Below are 17262 nucleotides of genomic sequence, written 5' to 3'. Positions count from 1 at the left end.
GGGCACCCCGACGTGCCGCGCAGCTGGCCGCTGGACGCGCAGAAGGTCGCCGTCCTCGGCGTCGGCAACGTCGCCCTGGACGTGGCCCGCGTACTGGCCAAGACCGGGGACGAACTGCTGCCCACGGAGATCCCGCCGAACGTCTACCAGGGATTGAAGGCCAACAAGGCCGTCGAGGTGCACGTCTTCGGCCGCCGCGGCCCCGCCCAGGCCAAGTTCACCCCGCTGGAACTGCGCGAACTCGACCACTCCCCGACCATCGAGGTCATCGTCGATCCCGAGGACATCGACTACGACGAAGGCTCCGAAGCCGCGCGCCGGCATTCCAAGCAGGTCGACATGGTCGCCAACACCCTCGAGCAGTGGGCCATCCGGGACGCGGGCAACCGGCCGCACAAACTTTTCTTGCACTTCTTCGAATCGCCGCACGAGATCCTGGGCGAGAACGGCAAGGTCGTCGGCCTGCGCACCGAACGCACCCAGCTCGATGGCACCGGCAACGTGAAACACACCGGGGTGTACCGGGATTGGGATGTGCAGGCGGTGTACCGCGCGGTCGGCTACCTGTCTACGAGCGTGGATGATCTGCCCTTCGACGACCGGTCCGGGACCGTGCCCAACGAGGCCGGGCGGGTCCTGGTCGACAACACCGCGTCCGGTGCGGCACGCTACCTGCCCGCCACCTACGTGACCGGCTGGATCAAACGCGGCCCGGTCGGCCTGATCGGCCACACCAAGGGCGACGCCAACGAGACCATCGCCTGCCTGCTCGACGACGCCCCGGCTTCACCCCGGCCGCGCGGCCCGAGCCCGAGGCCGTCACCGAGTTCCTCGAAGCCAAGGGCATCCCGTTCACCACCTGGGCCGGTTGGTACCGCCTCGACGCCCACGAACGCTCCCTCGGCGAACCCGAAGGCCGCGAACGCGTCAAGGTCGTCGAACGCGAGGACATGCTGCGCGTGAGCCTGCACTGACACGACTCCGGCCCAGCTACGAAAGTTGGTCTAGCCATGACGAATACGTCCACGACAATGGAACGGATCCGTACCGCACTCGCCCGGGTCGAAGACCCCGAGATCCACCGTCCGATCACCGAACTGAACATGGTCTCCGGCATCGCCATCGACGAGGCGCGGCAGGTGACCGTCGAGATACTGCTCACGGTGTCCACCTGCCCCATGCGAGACAGAATTCTGCAGGACGTCCGCGCGGCCGTGCTCGCCCTGCCGGACATCGCCGCGGTCACCGTGGAGTTCGGGGTCATGTCCGGCGAGCAGCGCGCGGCGTTGCGCAAGCAGATCCGCGGCGACGACGAGATCCCCTTCGCCGAACCCGGTTCACGCACCAGGGTGCTCTGCGTCGCCTCCGGCAAGGGCGGAGTCGGGAAGTCCAGTGTCACAGTCAATCTGGCGGTCGCGATGGCCCAGCGCGGTCTGCGGATCGGCATTCTCGACGCGGACATCCACGGCCATTCGATTCCCGCCATGCTGGGCTGCGTCTCGGGCCCGACCCAGGTGGATCGCATGATGATGCCGCCCACCGCGTGCGGCGTGCGGCTGATGTCGGTGGGCATGTTCCTGCCCGGGAACGAACCGGTCGTCTGGCGTGGACCGATGTTGCATCGGGCGTTGCGGCAGTTTCTCGCGGATGTCTACTGGGGCGAGCTCGACGTGCTGCTGGTCGACCTGCCGCCCGGCACCGGTGACATCGCGATCTCCCTGGCCCAGTTGCTGCCGACCGCGGAACTGCTGGTCGTCACCACGCCGCAGCAGACCGCCGCGCGCATCGCCGAGCGGGCGGGCGCGGTGGCCGCCAAGACCGAACAGCGCGTGATCGGCGTCATCGAGAACATGTCGTGGTACCAGGATCCCGGCGGGGCGCGCATCCCCCTGTTCGGGTCCGGCGGCGGGGCCATGGTCAGCCGCAGGCTTACCGAAATCCTCGGAACCGACTGCCCACTGCTCGGCAAGATCCCGTTCGACCCCGATGTGTGCGCTACGGGTGATCGCGGGACGCCGATGGTGCTGGCCGAGCCCGGCTCGGCGGCGGCGATGGCCTTCTTCGCTCTGGCGGACCTGCTCGCCGCGCCTCGCGAGAGCATCGTGGGGAAGCGCCTGATGGTGTCTCCAGTCGAGAAACCAGCCTGAGCGCCGACTTCTGCACGGCACCACCTACCCGGCGTCACACCTCTGAGACCGCACAGACGGGCTCGCGGCGGCTCGCCGGTGGGCACGGCGGCGAGAAGCGCCCAGAATGGGTGTCATGACGGCGTGGTGCACAGACATCGCCGCCAGCCCCGCGGCGGCAGAGGCAACCGCGCACACAGATCGGCGCGCCCGGGATCCGGATCTGATCTGGTACGCGGCCTACGGCTCGAACATGAGCCTGATCAGGCTGCGCACCTATCTGCGCGGCGGAAGTCCCGATGGTGGAGCGCTCACGCTGCCCGGCTGCCGCGACCACGCCGATCCGCTGCGCTCGATTCCCCTGCTGCTGCCCGGCCTGCTGTATTTCGCCACCGAATCGCTGACCTGGACCGGCGGCCGCGCTTTCTACGACCCTGGCTGCCCCGGCGAGATCGCCGTGCACGCCCACCTGCTCACCGCCGCGCAGTTCTCCGACATCGTGGCCCAGGAGATGTACCGCTCTCCCGGCATGGACCTCGACTTCAGCGAGGTGATCGCTCGGGGCACCACCACTCTCGGTCCCGGCCGGTACGAGACGCTGGTCTGCGCGGGCACCTACGACCGTCACCCCGTGCTGAGTTTTACCGCGCCCTGGCGCTATCGCGATGTTCCGGGCAACCCGCCCGCCGCCGCCTACTTGCGGTACCTGGCGGCCGGGCTACGCGCCTCCCACGGCTGGTCCATTCGGACGACCGCGGGTTACCTCGCCACCCGCCCAGGCGCCGATCGCCGATGGACACCGGATTCCGTCCACGCACTGCTCCGTGCGGACGATCGGTAGCGACACCGCGCCTTACGTCTACGACGAGATGCCCGGCTCTCCAGCGCGGGCACCAACGGCAGGCGGCTCCGCCTCGGAATCCCGATAGCTGCGCGCGACGAGCGCCGCGCGCAGGTACCACACCCCGGAGGCTTGGGCGGGGTCGAACCCGGTGAGCTGGCCGATGCGTTTGAGCCGGTAGTCGACGGTGTTGGTGTGGATGTGCAACGACCGTGCGGTGCGCTGGCGGTTCAGGTTGGTGCCGATATGACGCTTCAGCGTTTCGAGGAGCTCGGGGTGCTCGTCGAGCGGATCGAGGAGTGTCCGCAGCGTTTCCAGTCCAGGGCCGGGTCGGGTGAGCTGGTACTCCAGTGCCAGGTCGTCGAAGCGGAACAGCCCGCGCGTCCAGCGCAGCCGCTGCACCATGTCGAGCAGTTCGTGCGCGCGATCGGCGGCCGTGGGCACCTCGGCCGGCGTCGCAGCGATCACCGTGGCAACGACCGGGACCTGCGCGGCGCCGCCGAGGCACTCCACCAGCTCGTCGAGAGCTTTGTCCTCCGGTGACGCGGACGGCAGCAGAATCGTGCCACCGTCGACGCTCAGCAGCGACAGCACCGTGTCGCCGCAGCGGGTGGCGAGCTCCGATTGCACACGGCGCAGCTTTCGCCGCGCCACCACCGCGCCGTCGAGTCGCGGATTTCTCTCCTCGGGATGCGCCGGGATGGCAACAGCGAGAACGGCATACGAATCGGCGATCGGAATGCCGCATTCGCGCGCCATGGTGAAGGTGGGGTGCCCGCCGAGCAGGGCGGAGGCGAGCGTATGGGCGGCGGTGTGGTGTTCGCCGACCACGGCACGCAGCTCGGTGACGTAGGCCCGCGAGACGGTCGATGTGATGGTGTCCAGGATTTCCATCAGGCGGCGGCTGATGTCCTTGAGGCTGTCGAAATCCGCGGCGGTCGCGTTGGCGACGATCAGGTCGAAGCCGAGCTTGAATCCCTCGTGCACGGCGTGATGGATGGTGTCGATCGGGATGCCCTCGCGCGCCCAGCCGGCCGCAGCGGTCCGCAGCAGCATTGTCCGCTCGGGGATGTCGCCGCCGTCGAGCATGCTGACGGCCAGTTCCAGGCACAGGCGGGTGATGTTGGTGATGTCACCGTTGAGCGCCTCGCCGGGTAGCGTCCGGCAGTGCGCGACGGTCTCGATGAAGTGGCCGACCATTTTGCGCGACAGATTCCGCACATCCCGCAGCGAAGAACTGGCCGGGCGGCCCGAGAGCGTCAAATCCGGACCTGCCGAATCGGTGATGGACATCGTGACTCCTTCCCTCCCCGATCGCGGAAAGTAACCCACGGTAACTTGACCGGTTCGGCCTTCCGAGAGGCGCGCCCCGGGTTGGGGATACCACCCGAAACCGAGCCGCCCGCGCTTGTGAAGGCTCACAACACACATTCGCGCGGTCGAAATCTCTCGATCCCCGCCGTAACGTCGGTGCCGGCAGGGTCGTCGCGCGGAGGGAGGGCCATGACCATCGGCCCGCACGGAGAAGATCGGCACACGGCCGGGGCGCCTGCGCGCTTCGATCGTGGGCCCGACGCGCTGATCAAAATGGGTCTGGAACTGGCCCTCGTCCTGGTCGACGCGGCCGAAGCCGCGGGCGGTCTCGCCCTCGGCAGGTTCGAGCACGCCGCCAGCCGATGCGCCCAGGCCGGTATCCCGATCGAAGCGGTGCACGCCGTCCTGCGCGACGGTGTCGACGCGGGCCTCGCCGTACCCGCGACCGAGTCGCCGGAACGCCGGGCCCGGCGTGACCGGCTGGAGCCCGGCATGATCAGCGAATTCCTGGAAGCGCTGAACTCGGTGGTGGCGCGCAGCTACGCCAACTGAATCTTCCCCTTCTTCGCCCCGTCACATGTCGACTCAGCTCGGCCCGAGTCGGAACTGCTGAGCAGCGCCGGTCACAGTGCGGCGACCAAAGCCGCGCTCTCCAGTGCGCAGCCGTATCCGATGGTGATGCCGGAACCGCCGTGGCCGTAGTTGTGCACGACGGGTATGCCCGGCAGCGCGGCAGTGTCGAGTTCGAGGCGGACTTCGGCGCGGCCAGGGCGCAGTCCGACCAGGGTTTCCAACACCTGGCTCTCGGCGAGCGCGGGTGCCAGATCGCGGCAACGCCGCAGGATCGACCGGGTGAGCTCGGGGTCGGGCGTGGTGTCCCATTCGCCCGGTTCCAGCGAACCGCCGAGAACGCAGTCGGCGTCCCGGGGATGGACGTAGGCACGTCCGAGTGGATGGGCCTCGTCCCGGATCGACACCGAAAGCCCCGGGTTCGTCACCCGCACGATCTGGCCGCGGATCGGGTACACGTCCGGGTCACCGACGAGCTCGGCGGCGCGCAGACCCGCACAGTTCACCACGACGTCGGGGGAAAGGTCGGCGAGGTCGGCGAGCCGGTGGACGGTGCGCCGCACGCGTCGCGCGCCTGCCGCGTCCACCTGAGCGCTCAGGAACGGCAGGTAGGTCGGCATCTCCACCAGGGGAACCGCGAAACGGAAACCGAAGCCGTATCCGGGTGGCAATTCGCCCTGGTCGGCGGCCCGGAACGAGCGCACCGACCGTGACCAGGCCGGAACCGCGGGTTCGTTCCGATAGAGCGCCGTCGACTCGCACATCCGCACGCCGGGCGCGCCCGCGGCGGCCAGCGCGGCCAAGTGCGCGAACGTGGTGTCGCTCCACGCCCGGACCCGGTCGGCCGGACCCGCAGCGGTGGGAAACCACACCGCCGCGGCGAGAAAGGACGTGGTCGCGGTGATCGGAGTGGCGCTGACGATGGTCACCTCATGCCGGGCCCGGAGCAGTTCCGCGGCGGTGGAAAGACCCGAAATGCCCGAGCCGAGGACGACGATCCGCATGCGAGCGAGACTATCGAGCCCGCACTGCTGCGTGAGGTTTCCGCAGCACCGGCCGTGGGAGGCGGGCCGGAGAGGTCAGTCCGCGTCGTCGAGCGAGGTGACTCCGGTGGTCAGCGCCACCATCGGCCACTGCGGTCCGACGCAGGCGGCGGTGACGGTACTGCCCGCCGCGAACCCGCCGCGGCTCTCCCCGTTGCGCGCGACATCCGCTCGCAAACCGGCTTGTTCGCCCGAGCCGACCAGCGCGCAGGTCCAGCTCTCCGACGCCGGTTGGCTGCTCACCGCGATGGTGCCTTCTTCCTGGGTGTCCGCCGACAGCGTTGGTCCCGCGGCGGCGAGCCCGGCACCGGTCCCGGCGACCGCCATTGCGCAGCCGGCTGTCACGACGAGACGTAGAACGATCCGAAACATGCGATATCTCCCTGGTATTGGTGCAGCCCCCTTCGTCGGCAGTTTCCGCATCGACGCCGTTCAAACCGTGGTCGAGGCGGGCGCGGCGAGCGACGGCGCGGCAACTTCGCGCCGATCCAGCGACTAGGCATCCTGACCCGGGGTATGCCATTCACATGGACGATGGCCGCGCGACCGTCGGTGTGGAAGAGGAGTTCTTGCTGGTCGATCCGCGTACCGGCGCGCCGCTGGCACGCAACGTCGAGGTGGCGCGCACGGCCGAGGACATCGGCATCGACCTGCAACTCGAGCTGACTCGTTGCCAGGTGGAGGCCAGCACCGCGGTCCACACCGATATCGCCGCGCTGCACCGGCAGCTCCGGGAGCTACGGCGCGGTATCTCCTCGTGCGCCGAGGAGAACGACGCGCGCCTGCTGGCGGTGGGCATTCCGCCGACCGTGCCGCACGAATTCCCGGTCACGCAGACACCGCGCTATCAGCGCATCGAGGAGAACTTCGGCCTGCTCGCGCACGAGCAGGGACTGTCGGGCTGCCACGTGCACATCGGCATCCCCGATTCCGAGACCGCGATCCAAGTGAGCAACTATCTGCGGCCGTGGTTGCCGCAACTGCTGGCGATGACGGCGAACTCGGCGATCTACCGCGGCACCGAGACCGGATTCGCCAGTTGGCGCAGCATCCTGTGGCGACGCTGGCCCAGCGCCGGACCGCCGCCGTACTTCGAGTCTGCACGCGACTACGAGGCGATGGTCGCGATGATGCTCAACAGCGGCAGCATCCTGGACAAGCAGATGGTCTACTGGGATGTCCGCCCGTCGGTCTCCTTCCCCACCGTCGAGATCCGGGTGAGCGACATACCCGCGACCGTCGAGGAGTCCGCGCTGTTGGCCGCGCTGGTGCGCGCGATCGTCGTCATGGCGCGAAAGTCCCTGGCCGACGGTCATGCCGCGCCCGCGGTGCCCGCCGAGGTACTGCGAGCGGCGTACTGGAAGGCGGCGCGTTCGGGACTGGTCGGAGACGGTGTCGACCCGCACGACGGCGAGGTGGCGCCCATCCGCACGCTGCTGCGCCGCCTGATCGACTACGCGGCCCCCGCGCTCGAGGAGGCGGGCGACCGCGAGTTCGTCGACGAGGCATTCGCTCGCCTGCTCGGCCGTGGCAACGGTGCGCTCCGGCAACTGACCGCGTTGCGGGAGCGTGGTGAGGTCGATGACGTCGTCGAAGAGGTGGCTCGCGCGACCCTCGAAGGGTGCGACCAGCCCTGAGTGCGGGTCGTGCACGCGGGAACGTGACCCGGTACGGATCGGTGTACCGCTCAGCCGAGGGCGATCGCCGCCAGGTGCGGTGATGTGGGGCGCGGCGACCCGCTCGCGGGTTCGATCGTGACAACGAAGACGTCCGCCGGATCGAACCGGGTCGACACCCCCGCCTGCGGCACCGTGGTCAGCACACCCGCCGAGCGCACCGCACCCGTGGACGACATCACCCACAGCTGATAGGCCCGTCCGGGAGGCGGCGCCGGCACCGCGTCGAATGTCACCGCGACGGCACGCAGCCGGTCCGACATGCTCACCGTCAGGGTGCCCCCGACCGTGAACCCGACCACGCGAGACCGCGAATCCGGTTGCCGCAGAACCTGTTCAGCGGTAACCGGGGCAGGACGATGTCCGGCGATCCGCTCCGCGGCCACCACGGCTCCCGCGCCGGCACCGATGATCACGGCGACGGCGACGGCCAGCCGAGCCGCTCGCGGCAGGCCGCTGGACACCGACCGGGCACCGCGTCGCCCGGATCGCATGTTCCGGCGCGAGTCGTCGATCGCTCGCAGGATCTTCGACTCCAACGTCGGCGGCGGATTCACCGCGTCGACGGCACTCAGTACCGCCACTGTCTCGCGCACCCGGTGTACTGTGCCGGCGAATGCCGCTGCGGTATCGGAATCGGTCTTCGCCACCCGGCTTTCGATGTGCCTTCGCTCGATCTCGGCCACCGCGTCCATCGCGTACGGGTAGGCCAGGTCGAGCAGGTCGGTGCGAGACTGTGCGGTCTCGGTCATGACCCGCCACCTGCCAGGCCGGCCCGGCGTCGTTCGACTGCGGGCCGGATACGCACCCGGGCATGGGGCGCCACGGCGACCACACCGACGGCGCGAACCGGATAACGGCCGAGCATCCGGCCCCGGAGAAGAACATCCGCTGCCGCCGGTCGAATCTGCGGCGGCCGCGAAGCCGATTCGGCGGTCCGGTGGCCGATCCTCCGCACGGACCGGGCGGGCCCATCGTAGCCCTTCGCGGCGACCGAACCCGGTCGCGCCTTTGCGGCTACCTCGCGAACCCGGTACGCCGGTGACGACGAACCGCGGGCGCGGGGTCTCCCGCCATGGCGTCGGCTCTGCTGCTTTATGCCAACCCGCATGCCTTGACTTCGCGGCGCACCGCCTCATGGATTGGATTCCGCCCGATATTCGCCCTGATTCGGGTAGGCTGCTGCGCCGATCATGCGTCACTGTCCGGCGTGCAGGTGAGTGTCGCGGGCTTCAGTAGCCCGTATGTCCGCTCCTACGCCGGAGTACGGAGATCGCTGCGACCCGGTCGCCAACGCAGAGGGGAACACGGATGTCCACGAGGCCGCACGACGAGCGCGACACCCGGCTCGACCACGTCACCATAGGGCTCGGCTGGGACCCGGCCACGCCCTCGCGCTGGTTCAACCGGCGGAAGGACATCGATCTCAACGCCGCCGCGCTGTTGTTCGCCGCGGACCAGCTCATCGACGTCGTCTATCACGAGCGACTCAGCTCGACGGACGGCTCGGTGCGGCTGCACGGCGACAGCATCACCGGCGAGGGCGACGGCGACGGCGACGGCGAGGTCATCACCGTCGACCTCACCCGGATTACCTCCGAGGTCACGACGGTGCTGTTCCTCGTCACCTGTTACACCGGGCAGACCTTCGAGCAGATCGACAATGCCTACTGCCGGGTGATCGACAGCGTGGCGGGTACGCAGATCGCCCGCTACGACCTGACCGGCGGCGGCGACCACACCGGCTTGGTGCTGGGCCGAGTCCGGCGCACCGACGGTGTCTGGCACTTCGACACCGTCGGCAAGGGTGTGCGGGCGCGGCATCCGGTCGAGGCGGTGCCGCTGCTCGGCGACTACGTCGGCTAGCGCGAGCACGACTGCAGCCCAACGCTTTCGCCGGGTAGCACTGCGTCATCGTGGAGCCCGCGGATCATCCGGCGCCGCATCTCGTGTCGCGGGGAGGCCGGCACCGCCGCAGCGTCGAAAACGCAAGCGCGGATGCGTCCGATTGGAATACCTGCACCCGGGTAGTCGCCATGCAGGAGGTGTGACATGCCCAAGGAATGGACCGCAAAGGAAGAGCGACAGTACGAGCACGTCAAGGACTCGGCGAAGGACCGGGGCGCGAGCACGAAGCGTGCGAAGGAGATCGCCGCACGCACCGTGAACAAGAACCGGGCGCAGGAGGGGAAGACCAAGACCGCGAGCCGGACTTCGATCCGCGACAAGTCCCCGCAGCAGCGTGGCGGCCAGCGCTCCGGGCGCAGCGGGCCCAAGGGCCCGACCAGGGACCAGCTGTACAACGAGGCGAAGAAACGCAATATCAAGGGCCGCTCCACGATGACCAAGGGTCAGCTGGAGAAGGCGCTCGGCCGCGGTTGAGATCGTCGGCGCGGCAGCGGCGTCGCATGCGAGGAAATCCGGCTCGCCCGAATGGAGATGCGACAGAAAGACAACCGGTTCGGCCGCGTGGCGCGGCTGGTGGCGTCGCCGTTGGCCTGCTACCGCAGTGTTGCCGGAAGTTGCCGCTGCGGTGCTCGGGATACTGGGTGATCACGGATAGGAGATGAGGAGAGGATGAGCGGCAGCCGATCGCCCACCGGGGCGCACGGCGATGGCGCCGCGGCGCTGCGACGCGCCCGCGACACCGCCAGGAAGGAACTCGACAAGGCGGTCGAAGAACTCGGTCACAAGCTCGACGACGCCTCATGGAGCAAGGGAAAGGCGCGCGACGCTGTCGAGGCGACGCAGCACGCGGTGTCCGAAGCTGCGCACGCGGTCTCGGACAAAGCCGAGCACGCCAAGACAGGCGCCGCGGATCTCGCCCACCGGATTGCGGCGGCGACGCCCGCACCGAGGCTCGCGCGTGGCAGGCACGCGGCCGGAAGGTTGCGCCCGCCGCCGTTACCAGCGGTCCTCATCGCGGCAGGCGTCGCGATACTCGTGTGGCGGATCCTGCGGTGGCGGCGATGAAGAAGCTCGACAACCACTCGGCGTGCTGATCGACGTCCTCGGCGGGCTCGTGGCGAATGCGGTGTTCATTCGGGTGGGACTCGGGTCTCGATCGGTCGCGACTGCTCCCGGAATCAGTTGCCAATGCGCGGGTTCCCGCCCGGATTCATGTGTCGAACTCCCCCGCACCCGTTCCCGGCCGCGGGAAAGGGCGCGTGTGGTCATTGTCGCCGTTATCGGTCGACCATTACCGTGGACCGCGATGTAATCGGGAGCGGCTATTCGGTACCGCGCTCGGCCGGTTCGGCCATTGCGAGCGCATCGCGCTCAGCCGTTGGGCGGTGCCGGTCACCGGCGCGGATGGATCGAGGAGAGTGCGATGGGATGGGCGGGCGCTTCGGCGATCGAGATAGCTTCCGCGGTCCGGACCGGCGACGTGTCCCCGCTCGAGGTGGTCGACGCGCATCTGTCCCGGATCGCGGCAATCGACGCCCGGATCAACGCTTTCCGGATCGTCCGGGTCGATGAGGTCCGCGCGGAAGCCCGCGCCTTGGCCACCCGCGACGACCTCCGGGAACTCCCTTTGGCCGGGGTTCCAGTCGCGGTCAAGGACAATCTCGACCTCGCCGGATGCGTGACCGGCAACGGTTCCCGCGCGACGCGCCAGACCCCGGCCGAAGCCGACAGTGAACTGGTTCGCCGATTACGCGCAGCGGGGGCCCTCCTGATCGGCAAGACCAACGTGCCGGAGCTGTGCCAGTGGCCGGTCACCGAAAGCACCGCGCACGGCAGCACCCGCAATCCGTGGCAGCTCGAGCACACTCCAGGCGGGTCGACCGGCGGCGGCGCCGCTGCCGTCAGCAGCGGAATGGCCGCGCTCGCGGTCGGGTCCGATGGCGGCGGGTCGATCCGGATACCGTCGTCCTGCTGTGGACTGATCGGCCTGAAACCCGGTGACGGCGTAGTCCCGCGTCCCCCGGAACTGGGCACGAACTGGCTCGGGATCTCCACCTTCGGGCCGCTCGCCACCACCGTCGCCGACGCCGCGCTGCTACTCGACGTGCTCGCCGCCGTCCACGAATACCGGGACCCCGCACCGCCGCCGCGGTCGCTGCGGATCGGCATGACCGCGCAGCCGCCGGTCCTCGGAGCGTCCGTGGCGCCCCAGGTCCGCACCGTGCTGCACGCCGCGGCGGAAGCGCTCCGCGCAGCGGGCCACACCGTCACCGAAGCGCCGCCGCCCTGGCGTCCGCAGGACACGCTCGGATTCCTCGCACGCTACTTCGCCGGTGTCGCCGAGGACACCACCGATCTGAGCTGGGAGCTACTCGAACCCCTCACCCGCAAGGTGGCGCGCACCGGACGGATGATCACCCGCCTGCGCCGTGTCCCCGATGCTCCTCCGCCCCGGCAGTCCGCCCGATTCGCGGCCTGGTTCACCGAATACGATCTCCTGGTGACCCCGACCCTGGCGACCCCTCCCGTCCCGATCGGCACCTTCGCCGGACAAGGGCTTGCGCAAACCGTGCTCCGGGTGCCGCGATTCATCCCCTTCACACCGCCGTTCAATACCGTCCGCTATCCGGCGATGTCCATCCCCGCCGGCAACTCGGACGATGGACTACCCATCGGCATCCAGCTCGCCGCGGCACCGGGCGGCGAATCCACGCTTCTCGGCGTGGCCGCGCAACTGGAAGAGATACGTCCCTGGCCACGCCACGCCGCCCTCGACAATGCGGCAACCCAGTAGCCGTCGAACGCGGCGCGGCCGTGAACGCGTGATCCCTATCCGGCTCGACGTCACCCAAGGGGTGTGAGCGTCGCCCGCAGGGTGTCCGCCAAAGGCACGGGCGGCCTGTCGAGCAAGCGCGCGAGGGTGGCGTTGGTCGACGCGAAATGACCCATCCGGCTCGCGGCGAACATCCCGAGGAGCAGATCGGCCGCCGACTCCGGCAAGCCGCGGGCGAGCAGGCTCGCACGATACTCGGTCTCGGCGACGACGACCCGGCGGATGGGACGCCCCGTAAGCCGCGCGCCGATCGCCGCGATGCCCGTCATGTCGATCGCCTCGGAGCCGGTGAGTGCGGGAGTTATGCCGTCGAACTCGTCCTCGGTGAGCGCCAGCGCCGCCGCTTCGGCGAGGTCCGCGTGCGCGGTCCACGCGACCGGCCCGTCCTCCGGCGCGATCAGCTCCCCCGTGTGCACGGCCGTTTCCAGCAGCATGGCCGCCGACGCGGCGTAGAAGCCGTTGCGCAGCGCGGTGAAGGCAATGCCGCAGTCCCGCAGCACGGCCTCGGTGGCGGCATGGGCCGGCATCGGCGGGAATGGAGACGACCGGTTCGCGCCCATGTGGCTGGTGTAGACGACGCGCTCGGCTCCGGCGGCTACCGCCGCCTCGATGGCCGCGCGGCGATGGCGCACCGCTGCCTCACCCGTGCTGTCGGTCGACACCACGAGAACTTTCGACGCGCCCTCGAAGGCGTGCGCGAGTCCGGCGGGTTCGGCGAAATCGCCACGACGGACCCGTAAACCCCGTTCTTCCAGAGCGCGCGCCCTTTCGGGGTCACGCACGCTGACGCCGATCTGCGCTGCGGGGACGCGCTTCAGCAAGTGCTCGGTTGCTGCCCTGCCGAGCTTCCCATTGGCTCCGGTGACGATGACCATGGAGATCTCCTATGTTTCCAGTGATAACGATTTCACCGTACCATCGTAAACAAACGTCGATAACACCTTCTCGTTATCATTGGAATCATGGACGGCAGTGAGGGTGCATCCGCCGAGGCACACCGCGAACGCATCGTCGAGGCGGCGGCCCGGCTGCTGAGCGAAGGCGGACCGGACGCGGTCTCGACGCGTGCGGTGAGCGCTGCGGCGGGAGTCCAGCCGCCCACCATCTATCGGCTGTTCGGCGACAAACAGGGCCTGCTCGACGCCGTTGTCACACACGGCTTCACCGCCTACTTGGCCGGCAAGTCCACCGTCGAACCCGCCGAGGATCCGGTCGACGATCTCCGCGCCGGGTGGGATCTGCACGTCGGACTCGGCCTGGCCGACCCGGCGCTGTACACGCTGATGTACAGCAGGCCCCGCCCGGAAGGAGCCGCACCGGCCGCGCGCGCCGCCTTCGAGGTGCTCGCCGAGCGCATCCGGCGCATCGCCGCCGCCGGCCGGCTACGTGTGCCCGAGGATCGCGCCGTTGCCTTGATCCATGCGGCCGGGTCCGGGACGACACTCACCTTGATCGCCACCCCCGAGCCCGACCGCGATCCGGAACTGTCCAGAACCGCCCGCGAGGCGATCATCGCCGCGATCACCACGGACGCCCCGGCCGCCGCGACTTCCGGACCCGTCGCCGCAGCCGTCACGCTCCGAGCGGTGCTGCCGCAGACCGACGCCTTGACCGACCCCGAACGCGGTCTCATGCGGGAATGGCTCGACCGAATCGCCAACGCGGGCAGCTGATCGCGGCGATCCGGTGACCGGGATACCCCGTCCCCGAACTGAGCTTCACGGCGCCGCGTCGGCGCCGCACACACGCGCCTGCGGTTTCAGCCACGCATTCTCGGGTACCTGACCGGACGTCGGCATCGTGTCGACTCGAGCACGTCGGGAGGAGGCCGGATGGCAGAAAACCGCGAACACCGACTGGTGGGGGTGCCCGCGGTGGCGGCATTGGCGGATCTCGGATTCGCCTCGGTGGCGTCCGGAGTGATCGCCCGACGACGGCCGGTGCTGGGCTTACTGGAACGCACGGGGGCCGATGCCAGGGCGATCGAGCGCGTGCGGCAGCTACGCCGCGAATTCGGCGCGGGCCCGGTCGAATTGGTGGTGCCGGGACGGCGGATCGTGGTGATTCTCGACCCGGCCGACGTCGGCCGGGTGCTCGCCGACGCGCCGACTCCCTTTCACCCCGCCAATCGGGAGAAGCGCGCCGCACTGCGGCAGTTCCAGCCGCACGGCGTCCTGCTGTCCGACGGTCCGATCCGCGCGCAGCGCCGAGTGTTGAACGAGGCCGCGCTCGACAGCGGCGAGCCGCTGCATCGTCTCGCCGGGCCCTTCGCGGGGGCGATCGCGGAGGAGGCGCAGGAGATGATCGTGTCGGCGCTGCATCGTGGGCACATGGACGCGCGGCACTTCACCCTCCAGTGGTGGCGGCTCGTCCGGCGAATCGTGCTCGGCGAACGGGGACGCGACGACACCGTACTCACCGACGAACTCGCCCGATTGCGCTCGGCGGGCAATTGGTCGTTCCTGGCTCCGGCCCATCGCAGGCAGCGTGACCAGTTCACCAATCGCCTCTACCGGCATGTGGAGTCCGCCGCACCCGACAGTCTCGCCGGGGCGCTTGCCGCGGTCCCCGCGGGCGGCGCCGTCGATCCGGTCGGGCAGATTCCGCACTGGCTATTCGCCTTCGACGCCGCGGGTATCGCGCTCAGCCGCGCGCTGGCGGTGCTCAGCACCCATCCGGAGCACAATGCCCGCGCGCTCGACGATGCCATCGATCCCGAGCGCGTCGACGTGCGCGCCTATCTCCGTGCCTGCGTGCTCGAGTCGGTGCGGTTGTGGCCGACCACGCCCATGTTGCTGCGCGACATCACCGCCGACACGCAATGGCGGGACGGCGAAGAACGTTTCACCATCGCGGCGGGCGCCGCGCTGATGATCGCGGTCGCGGCCTTCCACCGGGACGCCGAGCTGCTGCCCTTCGCCGACGCCTTCGTCCCGGATATCTGGCTCGACGGCCGCGCCGAGCAGTACCCGCAGCTCGTGCCGTTCAGCGCGGGCCCGGCCGACTGCCCTGGCCGCAACCTGGTCCTCTTCGTCACGAGCACGCTGCTCGCGCACCTGTTGACCGCCGCGGACTTCCGGCTGCGCTCCACACCGCGGCCGAACCCGGACGCGCCGCTGCCGGTGACCTTGAACAACTTCGGCCTCGACTTCGCCGTCGAGCCGTGCATGACACAGACCGGCTAGCTTGCGGCCCTATCGCGGAACGAATACTGCCGCGATAGCTGACATGATCGAGGAATGCTGGAAACCTCCGCGCGGCTGTTGCGGCTGCTGTCGCTCTTGCAGATGCGCCGCGACTGGACCGGGCCCGCGCTGGCCGAGCGGCTCGGCGTCTCCACCAGAACGGTGCGCACCGACATCGAGCGGTTGCGGACGCTCGGGTACCCGGTGCACGCCACGCCCGGTGTGGCGGGCGGGTACCGGCTCGGCGCCGGGTCGGCGCTGCCGCCGCTGCTGCTCGATGACGAGGAAGCGGTCGCGGTGGCGGTGGGGCTGGTCACCGCCGCCAATGGCGCGGTCACCGGCATCGAGGAGACTTCGGTGCGAGCGCTGGCGAAGCTGCAGCAGGTACTGCCCGCACGATTGCGGCACCGGGTCGAGACGCTGACTTCCGCCACCGTGCATGTGCCCGGTCGCGGAGAGCCGACCGTGGAGGCGGCGGTGCTCACCGCGGTCGCCGGCGCGATCCGGGCGAGCGAACGATTGCGCTTCGACTACGAAAACCATTCGGGGACCTCGTCCCAGCGGGATGTGGAGCCGCACCGGATGGTGCACTTGCGAGGTCGCTGGTATCTGGTCGCCTGGGACGTCGCGCGCGACGACTGGCGCACCTTCCGAGTCGACCGGATCACGCCGAAGATTCCGAACGGTCCTCGGTTCACCCCGCGCGCCGTAACCGAGCAGGAGATCGCCGAGCGGGTGCAGCGCGGGGTCGACGCGGCTACGTGGCGCTATCGCGCCCGTGTGCGCATGGCCGCGCCTGCGCAGGCGATCCGGGCGCGCCTGCCCGCGACGGTGGAAGTCGAGCCGGACGGTCCAGGGCACTGTGTTGTGCATGTCGGTTCGGATTCGCCGCAGCTACTGACGTTGTACCTCGGCCTCGCCGACGCCGACTTCGAAGTCTTGGACGCCCCCGCGCTCGCCGAGCACCTCGTCGCCACCGCGGCACGATTTCAGCGCGCGGCGGGACAGGGATAGCGCCCGGACCAACGTGATTCGCGCGACAGGCCATCGGCCGCGCCCGGCAATTGGATGCCGAGCGCGGCCGATGCGGAAACTCTTGCTCAGATCGGGCGACTTGCGCCGGCGGCGGCACCGATGAGGCCACCGACCACGCAACCGGGGAAGACCCCGACGATGAAGAAGATGAGACCGACCGCCGCCCCGATGGCGCAGCCGATCGCCAAGCCCCCCAGCGTGCTCTGCGGGTCACCGATGAACCGCAGCGCGCCCGGCGCCGGCATGGCGGCTCCGACCGGTGTCAACGTCAAGGTCGTCGCGGACTCGTCGATTTCCGGCGACACCCGGACGTGCTGGCCCATCACGGTCTGCAGGGTCGTCGGCACCGACGCGACCACCGCGCCGTCCGGCGCCAGTACCGTAATACCGTCCGGCGTCAAGGCGAACGCGCCGGAAGCGAGCGTGACCGTCGCACTCGACCGGTCCGGCGCGACCGTAGCGGTGTAGGCGACACCGTGGTCGACGCCGCTGATCGCGGGGTCGGATACTTCGGCCTGGCCGTACGCGGTCGCCGCCGTGACGCCGGTGGCGGCAATGGTCAGCAGCGTGGTCGCAACCACTTTTCTGAGCTTCATGAGCCATCCCATCCTCAGCAGATTCGATCTGTCGTTACCTGGGTACAGCCGTGAAATGCTATCAATTATAGGCATTCCGCATGACTATTTCCGGAACGCGTTCGATGCCCGAAATGTCTTGCTAAGTCGGGTATT

General features: G+C 69.4%; 17 protein-coding genes and 1 pseudogene. 12 read left to right on the top strand and 6 right to left on the bottom strand.

All coding sequences use genetic code 11. From position 1 onward, the window contains the following. From NA4_RS17395 to NA4_RS17385, 3 genes and pseudogenes are all read left to right on the top strand, one after another. Positions 1 to 974, top strand: a pseudogene (locus NA4_RS17395) (ferredoxin--NADP reductase domain-containing protein); the annotation flags it as partial. 36 nt (positions 975 to 1010) lie between these two features. Beyond that, positions 1011 to 2147 (top strand): Mrp/NBP35 family ATP-binding protein, encoded by a 1137-nt coding sequence (locus NA4_RS17390; protein ID WP_067470709.1) that lies wholly within the window; start codon positions 1011 to 1013, stop codon positions 2145 to 2147. Between the two features lie 115 nt (positions 2148 to 2262). Continuing rightward, positions 2263 to 2967, top strand: coding sequence for a histone deacetylase (locus NA4_RS17385; RefSeq protein WP_245671437.1), 705 nt, complete (start codon positions 2263 to 2265; stop codon positions 2965 to 2967). 18 nt (positions 2968 to 2985) lie between these two features. On the opposite strand, the gene NA4_RS17380 is transcribed toward NA4_RS17385, so the two are convergent. Next, positions 2986 to 4260, bottom strand: a complete 1275-nt coding sequence (locus NA4_RS17380; protein ID WP_067470707.1) for a PucR family transcriptional regulator — start codon at positions 4258 to 4260, stop codon at positions 2986 to 2988. Positions 4261 to 4470: 210 nt separating this feature from the next. On the opposite strand from NA4_RS17380, the gene NA4_RS17375 reads away from it, so the two are divergent. Then, positions 4471 to 4833, top strand: a complete 363-nt coding sequence (locus NA4_RS17375) for a hypothetical protein (protein WP_067470705.1) — start codon at positions 4471 to 4473, stop codon at positions 4831 to 4833. A gap of 71 nt (positions 4834 to 4904) precedes the next feature. Here the strand turns inward: NA4_RS17375 and NA4_RS17370 are convergent, their stop codons facing one another. Both NA4_RS17370 and NA4_RS17365 read right to left on the bottom strand, forming a co-directional pair. Then, positions 4905 to 5855: an FAD-dependent oxidoreductase gene (locus tag NA4_RS17370; RefSeq protein ID WP_067470704.1), complete on the bottom strand. Its 951-nt coding sequence runs from the start codon at positions 5853 to 5855 to the stop codon at positions 4905 to 4907. A gap of 75 nt (positions 5856 to 5930) precedes the next feature. Beyond that, positions 5931 to 6266, bottom strand: coding sequence for a hypothetical protein (locus tag NA4_RS17365; RefSeq protein ID WP_157129089.1), 336 nt, complete (start codon positions 6264 to 6266; stop codon positions 5931 to 5933). A 155-nt stretch (positions 6267 to 6421) separates the two neighbouring features. Between NA4_RS17365 and NA4_RS17360 the strand changes: the two genes are divergently transcribed. Then, on the top strand, positions 6422 to 7531 hold the full coding sequence (locus NA4_RS17360; RefSeq protein ID WP_067470700.1) for a carboxylate-amine ligase: 1110 nt from the start codon (positions 6422 to 6424) through the stop codon (positions 7529 to 7531). 50 nt (positions 7532 to 7581) lie between these two features. Here the strand turns inward: NA4_RS17360 and NA4_RS17355 are convergent, their stop codons facing one another. Then, on the bottom strand, positions 7582 to 8322 hold the full coding sequence (locus NA4_RS17355) for an anti-sigma factor (protein ID WP_067470699.1): 741 nt from the start codon (positions 8320 to 8322) through the stop codon (positions 7582 to 7584). 559 nt (positions 8323 to 8881) lie between these two features. Between NA4_RS17355 and NA4_RS17345 the strand changes: the two genes are divergently transcribed. From NA4_RS17345 to NA4_RS17330, 4 genes are all read left to right on the top strand, one after another. Next, the gene (locus NA4_RS17345; RefSeq protein WP_067470695.1) at positions 8882 to 9436 is read left to right on the top strand and encodes a TerD family protein; all 555 of its coding nucleotides are present in this window, start codon (positions 8882 to 8884) and stop codon (positions 9434 to 9436) included. Between the two features lie 186 nt (positions 9437 to 9622). Next, complete coding sequence (locus NA4_RS17340) at positions 9623 to 9952, top strand: plasmid stabilization protein (protein WP_067470693.1); 330 nt, start codon at positions 9623 to 9625, stop codon at positions 9950 to 9952. Positions 9953 to 10147: 195 nt separating this feature from the next. Further along, positions 10148 to 10543 carry a hypothetical protein gene (locus NA4_RS17335; protein WP_067470691.1) on the top strand — a complete coding sequence of 132 codons (396 nt, stop codon included), beginning with the start codon at positions 10148 to 10150 and terminating at the stop codon, positions 10541 to 10543. Between the two features lie 358 nt (positions 10544 to 10901). Then, positions 10902 to 12272, top strand: coding sequence for an amidase (locus NA4_RS17330; RefSeq protein ID WP_067470729.1), 1371 nt, complete (start codon positions 10902 to 10904; stop codon positions 12270 to 12272). Positions 12273 to 12322: 50 nt separating this feature from the next. On the opposite strand, the gene NA4_RS17325 is transcribed toward NA4_RS17330, so the two are convergent. Continuing rightward, on the bottom strand, positions 12323 to 13186 hold the full coding sequence (locus tag NA4_RS17325; RefSeq protein WP_067470688.1) for an NAD(P)H-binding protein: 864 nt from the start codon (positions 13184 to 13186) through the stop codon (positions 12323 to 12325). Between the two features lie 87 nt (positions 13187 to 13273). On the opposite strand from NA4_RS17325, the gene NA4_RS17320 reads away from it, so the two are divergent. The 3 genes from NA4_RS17320 to NA4_RS17310 all read left to right on the top strand — a co-directional run bounded on the left by NA4_RS17320 (position 13274) and on the right by NA4_RS17310 (position 16510). Next, on the top strand, positions 13274 to 13984 hold the full coding sequence (locus tag NA4_RS17320) for a TetR/AcrR family transcriptional regulator (RefSeq protein ID WP_067470686.1): 711 nt from the start codon (positions 13274 to 13276) through the stop codon (positions 13982 to 13984). A 159-nt stretch (positions 13985 to 14143) separates the two neighbouring features. Continuing rightward, on the top strand, positions 14144 to 15496 hold the full coding sequence (locus NA4_RS17315; protein WP_067470684.1) for a cytochrome P450: 1353 nt from the start codon (positions 14144 to 14146) through the stop codon (positions 15494 to 15496). Positions 15497 to 15550: 54 nt separating this feature from the next. Further along, positions 15551 to 16510, top strand: a complete 960-nt coding sequence (locus tag NA4_RS17310) for a helix-turn-helix transcriptional regulator (RefSeq protein ID WP_067470682.1) — start codon at positions 15551 to 15553, stop codon at positions 16508 to 16510. An 86-nt stretch (positions 16511 to 16596) separates the two neighbouring features. Here NA4_RS17310 and NA4_RS17305 read toward each other — a convergent pair whose 3' ends face one another. Continuing rightward, positions 16597 to 17127 carry a DUF8020 domain-containing protein gene (locus NA4_RS17305; RefSeq protein WP_067470680.1) on the bottom strand — a complete coding sequence of 177 codons (531 nt, stop codon included), beginning with the start codon at positions 17125 to 17127 and terminating at the stop codon, positions 16597 to 16599. Positions 17128 to 17262: the final 135 nt, after the last annotated feature.

It is taken from the genome of Nocardia amamiensis NBRC 102102 (assembly GCF_001612745.1).
GTDB classification, from domain to species: domain Bacteria; phylum Actinomycetota; class Actinomycetes; order Mycobacteriales; family Mycobacteriaceae; genus Nocardia; species Nocardia amamiensis.
The sequence above is the reverse complement of the archived record's forward strand: the minus strand, read 5'-3'. Positions and strand labels throughout refer to the sequence as shown.

Excerpts from the sequence above, each read along its gene's own strand:
- NA4_RS17390 (WP_067470709.1), top strand. The coding sequence starts at position 1,011 with ATGACGAATACGTCCACGACAATGGAACGGATCCGTACCGCACTCGCC.
- NA4_RS17385 (WP_245671437.1), top strand. The coding sequence starts at position 2,263 with ATGACGGCGTGGTGCACAGACATCGCCGCCAGCCCCGCGGCGGCAGAG.
- NA4_RS17380 (WP_067470707.1), bottom strand. The coding sequence starts at position 4,260 with ATGTCCATCACCGATTCGGCAGGTCCGGATTTGACGCTCTCGGGCCGC.
- NA4_RS17375 (WP_067470705.1), top strand. The coding sequence starts at position 4,471 with ATGACCATCGGCCCGCACGGAGAAGATCGGCACACGGCCGGGGCGCCT.
- NA4_RS17370 (WP_067470704.1), bottom strand. The coding sequence starts at position 5,855 with ATGCGGATCGTCGTCCTCGGCTCGGGCATTTCGGGTCTTTCCACCGCC.
- NA4_RS17365 (WP_157129089.1), bottom strand. The coding sequence starts at position 6,266 with ATGTTTCGGATCGTTCTACGTCTCGTCGTGACAGCCGGCTGCGCAATG.
- NA4_RS17360 (WP_067470700.1), top strand. The coding sequence starts at position 6,422 with ATGGACGATGGCCGCGCGACCGTCGGTGTGGAAGAGGAGTTCTTGCTG.
- NA4_RS17355 (WP_067470699.1), bottom strand. The coding sequence starts at position 8,322 with ATGACCGAGACCGCACAGTCTCGCACCGACCTGCTCGACCTGGCCTAC.
- NA4_RS17345 (WP_067470695.1), top strand. The coding sequence starts at position 8,882 with ATGTCCACGAGGCCGCACGACGAGCGCGACACCCGGCTCGACCACGTC.
- NA4_RS17340 (WP_067470693.1), top strand. The coding sequence starts at position 9,623 with ATGCCCAAGGAATGGACCGCAAAGGAAGAGCGACAGTACGAGCACGTC.
- NA4_RS17335 (WP_067470691.1), top strand. The coding sequence starts at position 10,148 with ATGAGCGGCAGCCGATCGCCCACCGGGGCGCACGGCGATGGCGCCGCG.
- NA4_RS17330 (WP_067470729.1), top strand. The coding sequence starts at position 10,902 with ATGGGATGGGCGGGCGCTTCGGCGATCGAGATAGCTTCCGCGGTCCGG.
- NA4_RS17325 (WP_067470688.1), bottom strand. The coding sequence starts at position 13,186 with ATGGTCATCGTCACCGGAGCCAATGGGAAGCTCGGCAGGGCAGCAACC.
- NA4_RS17320 (WP_067470686.1), top strand. The coding sequence starts at position 13,274 with ATGGACGGCAGTGAGGGTGCATCCGCCGAGGCACACCGCGAACGCATC.
- NA4_RS17315 (WP_067470684.1), top strand. The coding sequence starts at position 14,144 with ATGGCAGAAAACCGCGAACACCGACTGGTGGGGGTGCCCGCGGTGGCG.
- NA4_RS17310 (WP_067470682.1), top strand. The coding sequence starts at position 15,551 with ATGCTGGAAACCTCCGCGCGGCTGTTGCGGCTGCTGTCGCTCTTGCAG.
- NA4_RS17305 (WP_067470680.1), bottom strand. The coding sequence starts at position 17,127 with ATGAAGCTCAGAAAAGTGGTTGCGACCACGCTGCTGACCATTGCCGCC.